The organism is Kitasatospora sp. NPDC001664 (genome assembly GCF_053596675.1).
The window spans coordinates 15,688-29,281 of sequence record NZ_JBSFGS010000035.1; the positions used below are offsets into that span (position 1 = coordinate 15,688).

Here is a 13,594-nt window from a genome sequence, read left to right on the forward strand (position 1 = left end):
CTCCCTGGGGGAAGAGGGGGAAGGAGCGTGCGGGCCGGCCGGACGGCCGCACCCGGGGAAGGGGTGCGGCCGCCCGGCCGGTGTCGGTGCGTCGGGTTCAGTGCGGCGTCACGGGGTGGGGGTCCACCGCTGGGCCGCGCTCCCGTCGCAGGTGGCGAGTTGGAGCTTGGTGCCGTTGGCGGTGGCCGCCCCGGCGGTGGTCAGGCAGCGGGTGCCGTTGGTGACGGTGTTCCCGCTGCCGGGCTTCCACTGCTGGGCGGCCGCGCCGGTGGCGCAGGTCTGGACGGCGACGGTGGTCGAACCGCCGTCCAGGCAGACGCCGTTGAGGCCGGTGAGGGTGCCGTTCGGCTGGAAGGTCCAGCGCTGGTTGGGGCCGCCGTGGCAGCTGTAGAGGGTCGGCTGGGTGCCGGGGGTGGTGGCACTGCCCGGCAGGTCCACGCAGGTGGAGGACGCGCCGTTGACCAGTTCGACGTTGCTGGGCAGCGGCGTGGCCTTCCCCGTGGCGGTGATCTCCGCCGCGCTGGTCCACGGCCCGCGGCCGCCGGCCTCGGTCAGCGCCCGCAGCCGCAGGTACCGGCCGGTGACCGGGGCGAAGGTGACGGCCTTCGCGGCGGCGGTGTCGGCGAAGGTGCCGGTGGCGACCGCCGTGCCCCAACTGGTCGGGGAGTCCGAGACGTAGAGCTCGTAGTTCCCGATCCGGCCGTTGACGCCGCCGTCCTGCCGGGGCAGGTAGGTGACGCTGTCGACGTCGTACCGCGCGCCGAGGTCGATCCTGATCTCGTGCGGCAGCGGGTCGGCGGTGCCGGACCACTTGGTGTGCCAGATGGTGCCGGTGTTGCCGTCGAAGGCGTTGGTGGCCGCGCCGTTCTCGCCCGAGGTCTCCTGGCTGTCGGCGCCGACCAGGGTCCACCCCGCCTGGGAGATCGGGGCGGAGCTGGACGGGATGGCCGAACCGGGCGTCACGGCAAGGCCGTTGGCGGTCACGGTGAAGGCACCGGACTTGCTGCCGGTCTTCACCCAGAGCACGCCGGAGCGGTCGGTGGCGTCGAAGTACCAGCCGCTGGCGGCGGCGTCGTAGGCGCTCTTCGAGGCCTGGGCGGTCAGCGCGGTGCCGTCGACCGAGACGCTGCTCGGCGCCGCGGCGGCGTGCAGCGAGAACTGGTAGCCGCGGGAGGCCGGCTTGCCGGTGTAACTCCCGTTGCTGGCACCCACGTTGACGGTGACGTTGCCGGTGCCCGAGGCGGGCGCGGTGACGGTGACCGCCTGGGTGGCCGAGGCGCCGCTCTGGTAGGCCCGGGTGATGCCGTCGTCCTCGTAGAGGGTGAAGGCGGAGTTGCCGCGCGGGTAGACGTCGTAGGTCAGGGTGTCGACCGGCTTCTCCCCGGTGTAGTTCATCTTCGGCCACATCGGCACGATGCCACCGCCCTTGACGAACAGCGGCAGGGTGTCCAGCGGGGCGGAGTACCCGTTCAGCCAGCCCGGGCCGTTGTAGGCCTTGCCGGTCCAGTAGTCGGTCCAGGTGCCGGCCGGGAGGTAGATCCCGTCCCGGGTGGCGGTGTCGGTGACCACGGGGGCGACCAGGAAGGAGTCACCGGCCATGAACTGACCGCTGGTCAGGTTGCCGCGGGCGACCGGGTCGTTCGGGTACTCCAGCACCATGGCGCGGGTGGAGGGCACGCCGGTCTGCGAGGCGGTCTGGCTCGCGGTGTAGAGGTACGGCATCAGCTGCATCTTCAGCTGCAGGTACTTGCGGTTGATCGACAGGTACGGCTCGGCGAAGCGCCACGGCTGCTTGTCCGAGTACCCGGCGGTCGGGTTGACCGGGCCCCAGCCGGACATGGTCATGAACGCCGGGGTGAAGGCCTTCCACTGCAGGTCGCGGACGTAGGTCTTCGGGCTGCCGCCGAAGATGCCGTCGATGTCGCCGGAGGCGTAGTTGAGGCCGGACAGGCCCGCGCCGGTGATGGCCGGGACGTGCCAGCGCATGGCGTCCCAGGTGCCCGAGGTGTCGCCGGTCCAGACGACCGCGTTGCGCTGGGTGCCGGCCCAGCCGTCCACGGTCCAGACGTAGCGACGGGCGTCCGAGTTGTTCTCGATGCCGTTGACGGCCTGCTTGACACCGTCGAAGGCGTACTTGTAGCCGCCGCCGATCCAGGCCACGTCGGTCTTGACGCCCCGGCTGCCGGCCACGCCGACCTCGTTGTCGATGCCGGACAGGCCGGTGGAGGTCCACAGACCGGTCTGGAAGCCCTTGGCCTTCAGGCCGTCGACGGTGTTCTTCAGGTCCGTGTAGCCGCACCCGTAGCCGTCGTTGGGCAGGAACCAGCCCGAGGGCATGTCGGCGTTGCGGGCGTCGGTCGCGTAGCCCACCACGTCGGGGGTGGTCTGGTGGCGGGCCCGGTTGTGGTCGCCCTGGTAGTCCGGGTTGGAGGCGTTGAAGCAGTCGGCGTTGCCGAGTTCGAAGCCCCACATCGGCGCCAGGAACGGCTTGCCGGACAGGTCGGTGTAGTTGTTGAGCACGCCCTTCAGCGAGTCGCCGACCACGTACCAGGCGTCGAAGCGCTTCTCGTCGTGGGTGAACGAACCCGGCGCGGTGAAGGCGTAGTTGCCGGGTGTCCAGGTGTTGCGCATGACGCCGTAGCCGTTGGTCGACATGTAGAACGGCGCCGGGCTGGCGTTGTCGTTCTCGCGCCACTTGTTGTTGACCGAGATCGGCACGGTCTTGCCGCGCAGCGCCCACTCGCCGAGGCGCAGACCGGTGCCGTAGAACTGCTCGTCGGCGCCCTGGGCGAGGTACTGGGTGGTCTGGGTGCCGGTCCAGCTGGTGGGCTGGGACTCCTGCCAGACCAGGGTGGTGTTGTCCGCCCGGTAGAGGGCGAACTGCATCGGGGACTTGTTGACCCGGATGGTCATGGAGGCGGTGGAGATCCGGAAGTAGCTCCCGGCGTCGGTCCAACTGCTGGTCACCGGGCCGAAGTCGGTCTTCACGGCCAGGTCGGTGCCGGCCGGGTCCTCGGTGAAGGCACCGTTGGGGGAGAGCCAGATCCGGAAGATGTCGGCGCGGGCGATCACCACCCGGGCCTTGGCGCCGGTGGACGAACTGACGGTGTAGGTGTTCCCGGACTGGGTGACTCCGGTGGCGTTTCCGGCGGTCACGGCCGCCGCAGAGGAGACCGGCCCGGCCACCGAGAGCACGGCTCCCAGCATCGCGGCGGCCAACCCGGCGGCCAACGGCCGCTTCCTGCCCCATCGTTCCAACCAGCGTGCTGTGCTCAGGCGCATGCGACGTCCTTCACGGGGGGATGGGCGCAGCCCGGATCGCGGGCTGCGCACGGCATGACATCATTCGCCAAAAGTGCAGTCAAGAGTGCGAACGTGCTTAGAGGTGCACAGTTTCAATCACTATTGCGCAGAACCGCCACTACCAGCCGAGCGGGGCGAGGCCGGCGGCGCTGGTCCACGGGCCGCGGTTGCCGGCCTCGGTCAGGGCCCGGAGGCGCAGGTAGCGGGCGGTGGTGGGCCAGCAGCGGATGGTCTTGGCGGCGGCGGTGTCGGCCAGGGTCCCGCTCGCGACGGGGGTGCCCCAGGTGGTGCCGTCGGTGCTCAACTGCAGCTCGTACGAGCCGATCCGGCCGTTGGCGCCGCCGTCCTGCCGGGGCAGGTAGAGCAGGCCGGTGACGGTGCGGCTGGTGCCGAGGTCGAGCTGGATCTCGTGCGGCAGCGGGTCCGTGGTGCCGGACCAGCGGGTGTGCCAGAGGGTGGCGGGGTTGCCGTCCACGGCGTTGACCGCGGCGCCGTTCTCGCCGGTGAGCTCCTGGCTGTCGAAGTACTTGACGGTGCAAGGGAGTTGGGCGGAGCCCATGGTGGGGTCGCTGATGCTCTCGGCGCCGTTCTCCAGGTGGCCGGCGAAGCGCCGGAGGAATCCGTCGGTGGTGGACGCGGTCACCGTCAGGTCGTACCAGCCGGCCAGGGTGCCGCCGGCCGAGAAGTAGTCCTCGGTGCTCGCGCCCGCCGCGAGTTGGTACGTCCACGGGCCGCCGCCGCGGTTGCCGGTGCGGACGGTGAGGGTGCAGGCGGCGGAGCCGGAGTTGGCCATCCGCAGCCAGACCAGGCCGGCGGCCGGGTCGTGCCGCAGGGTGACCTCGGGGTTGGCGTTGCCGGAGGTGGTGGCGGTCACCCGGTTGCCCGCGAAGCGGCGGACGTAGCCGTTGGGGCCGGTGACGGTGAGGTCGTAGGCGCCGGTGGGGGTGCCCGCCTGCCAGGTGTCGCTGAGCGACTTGCCCGCCTCGACCGTGTAGCGCCACGGGCCGTCGGTCCGGAAGGCGCCTGCGTGCACGTAGAAGTGGGCGCCGGCCGTGCCGTTGTTGGTGAAGGTGATCCCGAGCGAGGCGGCGGTGGCGCTCGCCGAGACTGTGAGGTCGTACGGCAGCGGCCGGGCGGTGCGCACGCCCGGCTCCTGACCGGGCATCACCTGGGTGCCGGGCGGGGCGGGGTTGGTGGAGCGCGGGCCGCCGGTGGGCACCGGGGTGGGCAGGTTCGGGTAGCTCGCGGTGGCCTGGGTGGTGTCCAGGGCCGAGGTGAGGTCCCCGCAGACGGCCCGGCGCCAGGGCGAGATGTTCGGCTCGGCGATGCCGGTCCACCTCTCCAGGAACCGCAGGACCGAGGTGTGGTCGAAGACCTCGGAGCAGACCTTGCCGCCCCGGCTCCACGGGGAGACCACCAGCAGCGGGACGCGGACGCCGAGGCCGATCACCTCGCTCCCGTAGAGCTCGTCGCCGAGCGCGGCGGTGGACAGCCCGTCGTTGGCCGAGACCGGCGGGGCGGGCGGCGGCACGTGGTCGAAGTAGCCGTCGTTCTCGTCGTAGTTGAGCAGGAACAGGGTCTTGTTCCACACCGTCGGCTCGGAGGCGATGGCGTCCAGGATCTGCTTCACCAGCTCGGCCCCGGTGTTCGGGCCCCAGTCCGGGTGCTCGGACTGGTTCTCCGGGGCGACGATCCAGGACACCGCCGGGAGCTTCCCGGCCGCGACGTCGGCGCGGAAGGCGGCGGCCAGCTGACCGGGCCTCAGGCGGGCCAGGCCCCGGTCGTACAGGCTGCGCTCGGCCGCGGTGAGGGTGGTCAGGCCCTGGTCGAGCTGGGCCAGCAGCTGGCTCTGCCGGGCCGGGGCGGCGGCCTGGAGCGCGTAGTGGAAGTACTCCACGTTGGGGAAGGGCTTGCCGGCGTCGTCGCGGGCGAAGGCGACCGCCTTGCGGCCGACGGTCAGGAAGCTGGTGAAGTAGTCGAGGCTGTTGTCGCCGTAGTTGTCCCACTCCTGGTAGGTCTTCCAGCTGCGGCCGGCCGCCTCCAGGCGCTCGGCGTAGCTGGTCCAGGTGTAGCCGGTGTGGCCGGGGTTCTGCCAGGCCGCGTTGCCGATCGCGCGCGTGGTGGTGCTGCCGGGCTCGTAGCCGAGCTTGCCGGACCACATGAAGAGCCGGTTGGGGTTGGTGGGGCCGAGCTCCGAGCAGTGGTAGGCGTCGCAGATCGTGAAGGCGTCGGCGAGCGCGTGGTAGAAGGGCAGCGCGGCCCGGTCGAAGTGGGCCATGGTCTGGGTGCCCTTCTTCGCCACCCACTGGTCGCTGCGGCCGTTGTTCCACGCGGCGTGGCCCGAGGTCCAGTCGTGGGCGGTGCCGGAGAGGAACTGGTCGCCGACCCGGAACGGCAGGACCGATCCGGCGCCGTTCGGCTGCTTGAAGACCAGGTTCCCGTTCGGCAGCGTGACGGCCGCCGGGTCGTTGAAGCCCCGGACCCCGCGCAGGGTGCCGTAGTAGTGGTCGAACGAACGGTTCTCCTGCATCAGGATCACGACGTGCTCGATGGCTCCGAGCCCGCCGGTGGGGGCCTCCAGGGCGAGCGCGTTGCGCACGCTCACCGGGAGCAGGGCGAATCCGGACGCCAGCGCGCCCGCCCGGAGCAGATCACGACGCTTCATGGTGACTCCTCGTCACTGCGTGGTGTGGGTGATCAGAGGGGTGATCAAAGCTGCGCGATACATGGCAATCGAGCGCAGTTTTGCGCAAACCGTGGCAGTACGGCCGTGTTCAGTCAAGAGGTCGGGCGGCGGCTCGGGCTTCGTGACGGGATCGCGATCCGCCGGACCATGGGCATGCGTGCTCGAAACTGCTTAAATAAGCCCCACCGTAATCACGTTCATGCAAATGATCATGATCGGTTGCCCGTACGCCCACGAAAGGCCCGCCATGCCGCTCGCCGCCTCCGGCGAACTCGTCGCCGAAGCCGCCGCCCACCGCAGCGCCGTCGCGGCGTTCAACGTCATCACCCTCGAACACCTCCAGGGCGTGATCGCCGCCGCCGAGACGGTCGGCGCCCCGGTGATCCTCCAGGTCAGCGAGAACGCCGTGAAGTACCACGGCGGACAGCTGCACCCGCTGGCGGCGGCCGCCGTCAGCGCCGCCCGCCGCAGCTCCGTCCCGGTCGCCCTGCACCTGGACCACGTCAAGGACCGGGCCCTGCTCCTGCAGGCCGCCGACTGCGGCTTCGGCTCCGTCATGTACGACGCCGCGCACCTGTCCTACGAGCGCAACGTCGAGGCCACCCGGGAGGCCGCCGACTGGGCGCACGCCAACGGCCTCTGGCTGGAGGCCGAGCTCGGCGAGGTCGGCGGCAAGGACGGCCACGGCCCGCTCGACGCCCACGCCCCCGGTGCCCGCACCGACCCCGCCGAGGCCCGGCGCTACGTCGAGGAGACCGGCGTCGACGCCCTCGCCGTCGCCATCGGCAGCTCGCACGCCATGACCTCGCGCGACGCCCTGATCGACCATCAACTGCTGCACCGGATACGCCTGTCGCTGGACGTCCCGCTGGTCCTGCACGGCTCCTCCGGCGTCAGCGACGAGGAGATCCGGCGCGCCGTCCGGGGTGGCATCAGCAAGGTCAACATCGGCACCGCGCTCAACATCGCGATGACCGGCGCGGTGCGTGCCGCACTCGACGCCGCCCCGCAGGCCGTCGACCCGCGCGGCTACCTGGCGGCCGGCCGGCGCGCCGTCACCGAGGTGGTCACCGCGCTGCTGACCACGGTCACCACCGCCCCCGAGGGCGAGGCCGTCCCGCTGTGAACGGCAGACTCCTGACCCTGCTGGCCTGCGGCACCGTCGGCGCGCTCGCCCTGAGCGCCTGCGGCAGCGGAGGCGCCACCACCCCGGGCGGGACGGTCACCCTCGAACTGGTCGCCGCCGACTACGGCGACAAGGCGGCCAACAGCTCCGAGGTCTACTGGGGCGACCTCGCCCGGCGCTTCGAGGCCGACCACCCGAAGATCAAGGTCCACGTCCAGGTGGTCAGCTGGAACGACATCGACGAGCGGGTCAAGACCATGATCCGCGACGGGGAGCAGCCCGACGTCGTGCAGACCGGGGGCTACGCCGACAAGGTCGCCGACAAGCTGCTCTACCGGGCCGACGAGGTGCTCTCCGGCAGCACGCTCGGCAAGATCCTCCCCACCTTCGCCAAGGCCGGCGAGGTCGACGGCGTCCAGTACGGCATCCCGTTCGTCTCCTCGGCCCGCGCCTTCTTCTACAACAAGGCGCTCCTCGCCAAGGCCGGCGTCACCGAGGTCCCCAGGAGCTGGGAGGACGTCAGGAAGGCCGCCGAGCAGATCAAGGCGAAGGTCCCGGGCGTCGTCCCCTACGCCCTCCCGCTCGGCCCCGAGGAGGCCCAGGCCGAGAGCACCCTCTGGGAGCTCGGCAACGGCGGCGGCATCGCCGACGCCGGCGGCTACACGCTCGACAGCCAGGCCAACATCGAGACCTTCGGCTGGCTCAAGTCCAACCTGGTGGCACCCAGGCTGACCTACGCCAAGCCCGCCGCCACCGACCGCAAGACCGCCTTCGCGGACTTCGCGGCCGGCCGGACCGCGATGCTCAACGGCCACCCCTCGCTGATCCAGCAGGCCCGCGACGGCAAGGTCGACTACGGCGTCGCCCCGATCCCCGGGCGCTCCGGCGCGCTCAAGTCCACGCTGGGCGTGGCCGACTGGACGATGGCGTTCAGGAAGAACGGCCACCGGGAGCAGATCAAGCAGTTCCTCGACTTCGTGTACGCCACCGAGAACACCCTGGCGTTCGACGAGCTCTACAACCTGATGCCGGTCACCCAGGACACCCTCGACGCGATGACCACCAGCGGCACCCACAAGGACCTTGAGCCCTTCTTCGCCCTGCTCCCGCAGGCCGCCTTCTACCCCCTGGGCGACACCGGCTGGGACGGCGTCTCGGCCGACATCAAGAAGAACGTCGGCGCCGCCCTGGACGAGCCGGCCAAGGTCCTCGGCGCGCTCCAGGCCAGGACGAAGGCCGCCGCGCCCGCCAAGTGAAGCGACCGGGCCCGGCCCGGCTCGGGGGAGCGGGCCGGGCCCGGTGGTGACGGGACGCGGGACGAGGCGGGGGTCAGACCGGCTGACGGACCGCCGCGAGGGCGTCCTTCACCTGCTGCGCCACGCGGGCGGCATCCTCGGGGATGTGCACCACGTCGGTGTCGTTCATGTCGATCACCAGCACCTCGCTCGCCGAGTAGTGCTTGTTGACCCAGTCGTCGTACCCGGACCAGAGCGTCCGGTAGTACTCCACCAGGCCCTCGTCCTGCTCGAAGTCCCGCCCGCGCAGCCCGATCCGGTGCAGCACCGTCTCGAAGTCCGCCTTCAGGTAGACCATCAGGTCCGGCGCCTTGCGGTACGGAAGGCCGTCGATCTCGCGCATCATCTCGGCGAGCAGGCCCTCGTAGACCTGCATCTCCAGCGAGCTGATCCGGCCCAGGTCGTGGTTGACCTTGGCGAAGTACCAGTCCTCGTAGATCGAGCGGTCCAGGACGTTGTCGCCCTGCTTGTACGCCTCCTTGATCGCGGCGAAGCGCGTCTGCAGGAAGTACAGCTGCAGCAGGAAGGGGTACCGGTTGGCCTGGATCTCCTCGGGGCTCGCCGTGTAGAAGAGCGGCAGGATCGGGTTCTCGTCCACGCTCTCGTAGAAGACCTCGCTGCCGAGCTCCTTGGCGAGCAGCTCGGCGACGCTGGTCTTGCCGATGCCGATCATGCCTCCGACGCAGATCACTGGCATTCCTCACTTCTCCCTGGGGGGTCTGTCCGTGGGTGGACCGGGCGAGCGCCCCAACCAGGGCAAGCGAGAATCATACGTGTCCGTGCGGAGCGCTCAGAGCCAGGGGACCTGCTCCGCCGAGTACCGGTAGGCGCGGAACACCGCGTTCTGCGCACCCCGGGAGGACTCCAGCCCGACGCCCCGTCCGAAGGCCCCGAACTCGGGCACCACGAACTCCCAGACCACGTCGCCGTCCGGGGTCACCTCGAAGAGCCGGCCGAAGGAGCCCTCGGCCACGAAGGTGTTGCCGTTGGGCAGCCGCTGGGCGCTGGACATGTAGGGGCTGTAGAAGTTCTGCGGCGGGTTGTCCTCGTAGCTCCAGACCGTCCGGCCGTCGGCGGGGTCGACCTCCACCACCCGGGAGTACGGCACCGAGGTGGTGTCGCGGTAGGTGCCGTTGTCGAATACCAGCACGTTGCCGTTGGCCAGCTCGTGCGGGTAGTGCTGCTGGGCCAGCACCTCCGGGCCGATCCGCCAGCGCACCGAGCCGTCCGCGCGGTCCACCGCGACGGCGGTGGAGGCGCTGCGGAAGCCCACCACCACGCCGCCGTCCCGGAGTTCGTTGACGGTGTTGGCCATCGGCCAGTGCTCGCGGGCGAAGTGCGGGTTGAGCGGCGTGAGTTCGGGGTCCAGGTGCTCGATCGCGGCCCACCGCCAGAGCACCTCGCCGTCCCAGGTCAGCTCGTACACCACGTCGCCGTAGATCACCCCGCCCGGCGCCTCCGAGCCGGGGATGCCGCCGCGGATGCGGGCCGCGTCGGAAGTGGACAGCGGCTCGACGCCGAGCACCAGAAGGTTGCCGTTGCGCAGCACCGAGGCGTCGTGGTGGTGGAAGGGGTGGCGGACCTCGCGCAGCACGGTGCCGTCGGGGGCGACCTCCTGGAGGATGCCGCCGTGGTAGACGTCCCAGATCGGGAAGAGGCTGGGGCCCTCGGTGTCCTTGCCCTGGTAGAAGAGGTTCCCGTTGGGGAGCAACTGGCCGTGGCGGCCGGGCGGGTGGGCCAGCGTCCAGGTGTGGACGGCCTCGCCGTGGATGTCGAGGAGCTTCACCTCGCCGGGGCCGGCGATCGGGGTGTAGAGGGTGTAGCCGCCCCAGCTGCGCTCGGGGTCGTGGGCGCGCAGGCCGAGGCCGCGGCGGCGGAGGGTGTTCTGGTCGACGGTCATGTTCCTTCTCCTGGACGGGAGTTCGACGGTGTTCAGCGGACGGTGACGGCGGCCGGGTCGGCCGCGGCGAGCGGGGCGGTGTGCAGCCGGGCCAGCAGCGCGGCGCGGTCGGCGGAGCCGGGCAGGCCCTGGGCGGCCTTGGCCCAGGCGGCCTCGTCCTGGAGCTGCTGGAGCAGCTCGGCGGAGAGGGTCGGCCGGTACTCGTAGGCGGGCTGGAAGGCCTCCACGTACCCGCTCCGCAGGGTGCCGTTGGACTGGGCCAGCACGGCGCGGCGGGCACCGGCCGGGTCGGCGGTGAGTTCGCCCTGGGCCTTCAGCAGGGTGCGCAGGACGGCGGTGGTGCGGGCGTCGTCGGTGGCGGCGGGGCCGGCCACCAGCAGGGTGCGGGCGGTGTATCCGGTGAAGCGCAGCTCGGCGTAGCGCTCGCCGAGGGCGGTGCGGACGGCGTCGTAGGAGCTGGGGAAGGTCAGCCCGGCGTCCACGTCGCCCCGGGTCAGGGCGGCGGGCAGCTGGTTGGGCGCGAGGTTGACCACCTGGACGTCGGCCGGGGTCAGGCCGGCGGAGGCGAGCATCCGGGAGAGCGCGTACTCGACGTTGGTGCCCTGCGGCAGTCCGATCTTGCGGCCCTTGAGCCGGTCGAAGCCGGTGATGCCGTGGTCGGTGCGGGTGAGCAGCCGCCAGTCGGCGAAGCGCGACAGGTCGGCGACCACGCGCAGGTCGCGCCCGGAGAGCGCGGCGGTGACGGCGGGCAGGTCGCCGACCACGCCGAGCTGGGCCTGGCCGCCGAGGACGGCGTTGAGCGCGTCGCGGCCGGTGGGGAAGGACTGGAGGGTGGCCCGGACGCCCTCGGCCGGCCAGAGCTCGCGGTCCTGCGCCAGGTAGACCGGGGCGCCGCCCAGGTAGTCGCTGCCGGCGATGGTGACGGCGGGGGTGGCGGTCGGCTGCTCCGTCCCCGCGCACGCGGTGGCGGTGAACAGGACGGTGAGCAGGGCGGCGGCGAGCGTACGGGGTCTGCGGAGCACGGTGGACTTCCTTACGGGGGAGGGGGGTTCAGGCTTCGTGGCCATGGCCGAGCTGCCGCGAGATCAGCTCGCGCAGCCCCGGAGCGGACGGGTCGGTGTGGTCGGCGACCACCCGGCCGGGCCGGCCGCCCAGCACCACGACCCGCTCGGCGAGGGCCAGCGCCTCGTCGATGTCGTGGGTGACGAACAGGACCGTCGGGCCGGTGCGGCGCCAGAGCCGGATGAGCAGCTCCTGCATCCGGGGCCGGGTCAGCGCGTCGAGCGCGCCGAACGGCTCGTCCAGCAGCAGGACTTGGGGTTCGGCGGCGATCGCCCGGGCCAGCGCGACGCGCTGCTGCATCCCGCCGGAGAGCTGGGCGGGGTACTTCTCCGCACCGTCGGCCAGCTCGACCTCGGCCAGGGCTTCGAGGGCGCGGCGCCTGCGTTCGGCGCGCGGCAGGCCGAGCCGCTTGAGGGCGAACTCGACGTTGCCCCGGGCGGTGAGCCAGGGGAAGAGCGCGTAGTGCTGGAAGACCACGCCGCGGTCCGCGCCGGGGGCGGTGACCGGCTCGCCGCCCACCAGCACCAGGCCGGCGGTGGGGCGGACGAAGCCCGCGACGGCGTTCAGCACGGTCGACTTGCCGCAGCCGCTCGGGCCGAGCAGGGCGGTGAACAAGCCTGCGGGGAGGGTGAGTTCGGTCGCGTCGAGGACGGTGGTGGGGCGGCGGCGGGATCCGTATCCGACGGTCAGCGCGTCGAGGCGGATGGACTGGCTCATGCCGCGCTCCAGTGCACGACGCGGCGGCCCAGCGCGGCCAGCAGCAGGTCGACGGTGACGCCGAGCAGGCCCAGCACCAGCAGCCCGGCGAACATCCGGTCGGTGCGCAGGAACTGCCCGTCGACCTGCAGCCGGTACGCCAACCCCGCCTGGGCGCCGCCCAGTTCGGCGGCCACCAGGGCGAGCAGGGCGACCGAGGCGCCGTAGCGCAGGGCGGCCAGCAGGGCCGGGGCGGCGGCCGGGAGCAGCACCTCGGCGAAGCGGCGGTGCAGCGGCGCGCCGAGCGAACGGGCCGCGCGCAGGTGGGCGGCGGGCACCCGGGAGACGCCGTCGTGGACGTAGAGCCAGACGGCCAGCAGGACGGCGTAGGCGATCAGCAGGCGCTTGGCCGTCTCGCCGATGCCGAACCAGGCGGTGGCCAGCGGCACCAGCGCGATCGCCGGGATCGGGCGCAGGAAGGAGACCAGCGGCGTCACGGCGGCGGACAGCCGGGGCAGGTAGCCGGTGGCGAAGCCGAGCGCGCAGCCCGCTGCCGCGCCGAGGGCGAAGCCCTGTCCGGCCCGGCCGAGGCTGGCGGCGAGGTCGCTCCACAGCGTGCCGGTGCGGGCGCTCTCCTCAAGCGCCCGCCAGGTGGCGGCGGGGGTCGGCAGCAGGCCGGGCGCCAGGGCGCCGGAGCCGGCCAGGGCGGTCCAGCCGGCCAGCACGGCGAGCGCGGCCAGCAGGGGTGGCGCGAGCCGGGCGAGCGGCGGTGAAGCGGTGGGGTGCACGCGGACGTCTCCTCGGGGAGCCACGGCGTCGTCCGCCGGGGCCGATATAAGTGAGGTCAATAATTGACGTCACTTATCAACGCCGTGTTGCGGCCGTGCGAAACCTCTCCGGGCCGACGGGCCGTCAGGAACCGATGGGGTACGTTCACCAGCGTGTCCCGACCCGAACCCGCACCCGAGGCGCTCGCCGTCGGCCGGCTGGTCCGCAGCCGCCGCAAGGAGAGCGGCGTCTCCATGGCCGTGCTCGCCGCCCGCTCCGGACTCTCCCAGCCCTTCCTGAGCCAACTCGAACGCGGCCTCACCACCCCGAGCCTCACCTCGATCTACCGCATCGCCGAGGCCCTGGACGTCCCCCCGGGCGCCTTCCTCCGCCCGCCGGAGCGCCCCGGCACCGTCAGCCACGAGAGCGACCCCCAGGTCATCCGCGTCAGCGAGGCCGCCGGCCAGATCGCCCGCGTCCTCATCCCCGGCGGCAGCAGCACCCTGATGGAGGCCTACGAGCACCACTTCGAACCCGGTCTCGGCGAACGCGGCTGGTTCGAACACCCCGGCGAGGACTTCCTCTACGTCCTGGAGGGCGAGATCGTCCTCGAGGTCGAAGGCCAGCCACCCCTCACCCTCAAAGCCGGCCAGAGCGCCCACCACCGCGGCGACGTCCCCCACCGCTGCCGCCTCGCCACCCCGGCCCCCGCCCGCACCCTCCTGGTCATCGCCACTCCCTGAACCCCGGCCGTCCTG

The 13,594-nt window shown here is 72.0% G+C and carries 10 protein-coding genes; 3 read left to right on the forward strand and 7 right to left on the reverse strand.

Annotation, left to right across the window (positions count from 1 at the left end; genetic code table 11):
- Positions 1-108: 108 nt before the first annotated feature.
- Together ACWCYY_RS34520 and ACWCYY_RS34525 are read right to left on the reverse strand one after the other, a co-directional pair.
- The gene (locus ACWCYY_RS34520) at positions 109-3,231 is read right to left on the reverse strand and encodes a TIM-barrel domain-containing protein (RefSeq protein WP_449798266.1); all 3,123 of its coding nucleotides are present in this window, start codon (positions 3,229-3,231) and stop codon (positions 109-111) included.
- Positions 3,232-3,421: 190 nt separating this feature from the next.
- Positions 3,422-5,968: a phosphocholine-specific phospholipase C gene (locus ACWCYY_RS34525; RefSeq protein ID WP_449798267.1), complete on the reverse strand. Its 2,547-nt coding sequence runs from the start codon at positions 5,966-5,968 to the stop codon at positions 3,422-3,424.
- Positions 5,969-6,236: 268 nt separating this feature from the next.
- On the opposite strand from ACWCYY_RS34525, the gene ACWCYY_RS34530 reads away from it, so the two are divergent.
- Together ACWCYY_RS34530 and ACWCYY_RS34535 are read left to right on the forward strand one after the other, a co-directional pair.
- Positions 6,237-7,115, forward strand: a complete 879-nt coding sequence (locus tag ACWCYY_RS34530; protein ID WP_449798289.1) for a class II fructose-bisphosphate aldolase — start codon at positions 6,237-6,239, stop codon at positions 7,113-7,115.
- A complete protein-coding gene (locus tag ACWCYY_RS34535) occupies positions 7,112-8,371 on the forward strand; it encodes an extracellular solute-binding protein (RefSeq protein ID WP_345282299.1) in 1,260 nt (419 codons plus the stop codon). Before ACWCYY_RS34530 ends, ACWCYY_RS34535 begins: the two co-directional genes overlap by 4 nt.
- Before the next feature lie 73 nt (positions 8,372-8,444).
- On the opposite strand, the gene ACWCYY_RS34540 is transcribed toward ACWCYY_RS34535, so the two are convergent.
- The 5 genes from ACWCYY_RS34540 to ACWCYY_RS34560 all read right to left on the reverse strand — a co-directional run bounded on the left by ACWCYY_RS34540 (position 8,445) and on the right by ACWCYY_RS34560 (position 12,856).
- On the reverse strand, positions 8,445-9,107 hold the full coding sequence (locus tag ACWCYY_RS34540) for a deoxynucleoside kinase (protein WP_345282301.1): 663 nt from the start codon (positions 9,105-9,107) through the stop codon (positions 8,445-8,447).
- Positions 9,108-9,200: 93 nt separating this feature from the next.
- The gene (locus tag ACWCYY_RS34545; protein WP_345282302.1) at positions 9,201-10,310 is read right to left on the reverse strand and encodes an aryl-sulfate sulfotransferase; all 1,110 of its coding nucleotides are present in this window, start codon (positions 10,308-10,310) and stop codon (positions 9,201-9,203) included.
- Positions 10,311-10,342: 32 nt separating this feature from the next.
- A complete protein-coding gene (locus ACWCYY_RS34550) occupies positions 10,343-11,332 on the reverse strand; it encodes an ABC transporter substrate-binding protein (protein WP_449798268.1) in 990 nt (329 codons plus the stop codon).
- 28 nt (positions 11,333-11,360) lie between these two features.
- Entirely contained in the window at positions 11,361-12,089 is a 729-nt protein-coding gene (locus tag ACWCYY_RS34555) for an ABC transporter ATP-binding protein (RefSeq protein ID WP_449798269.1), read from the reverse strand.
- Positions 12,086-12,856: an ABC transporter permease gene (locus ACWCYY_RS34560; protein WP_345282308.1), complete on the reverse strand. Its 771-nt coding sequence runs from the start codon at positions 12,854-12,856 to the stop codon at positions 12,086-12,088. The genes ACWCYY_RS34555 and ACWCYY_RS34560 overlap by 4 nt, the downstream gene beginning before the upstream one ends.
- A gap of 153 nt (positions 12,857-13,009) precedes the next feature.
- On the opposite strand from ACWCYY_RS34560, the gene ACWCYY_RS34565 reads away from it, so the two are divergent.
- Positions 13,010-13,579, forward strand: coding sequence for a helix-turn-helix domain-containing protein (locus tag ACWCYY_RS34565; RefSeq protein ID WP_345282310.1), 570 nt, complete (start codon positions 13,010-13,012; stop codon positions 13,577-13,579).
- Positions 13,580-13,594 lie beyond the last annotated feature (15 nt).

Excerpts from the sequence above, each read along its gene's own strand:
- ACWCYY_RS34525 (WP_449798267.1), bottom strand. The coding sequence starts at position 5,968 with ATGAAGCGTCGTGATCTGCTCCGGGCGGGCGCGCTGGCGTCCGGATTC.
- ACWCYY_RS34530 (WP_449798289.1), top strand. The coding sequence starts at position 6,237 with ATGCCGCTCGCCGCCTCCGGCGAACTCGTCGCCGAAGCCGCCGCCCAC.
- ACWCYY_RS34540 (WP_345282301.1), bottom strand. The coding sequence starts at position 9,107 with ATGCCAGTGATCTGCGTCGGAGGCATGATCGGCATCGGCAAGACCAGC.
- ACWCYY_RS34545 (WP_345282302.1), bottom strand. The coding sequence starts at position 10,310 with ATGACCGTCGACCAGAACACCCTCCGCCGCCGCGGCCTCGGCCTGCGC.
- ACWCYY_RS34555 (WP_449798269.1), bottom strand. The coding sequence starts at position 12,089 with ATGAGCCAGTCCATCCGCCTCGACGCGCTGACCGTCGGATACGGATCC.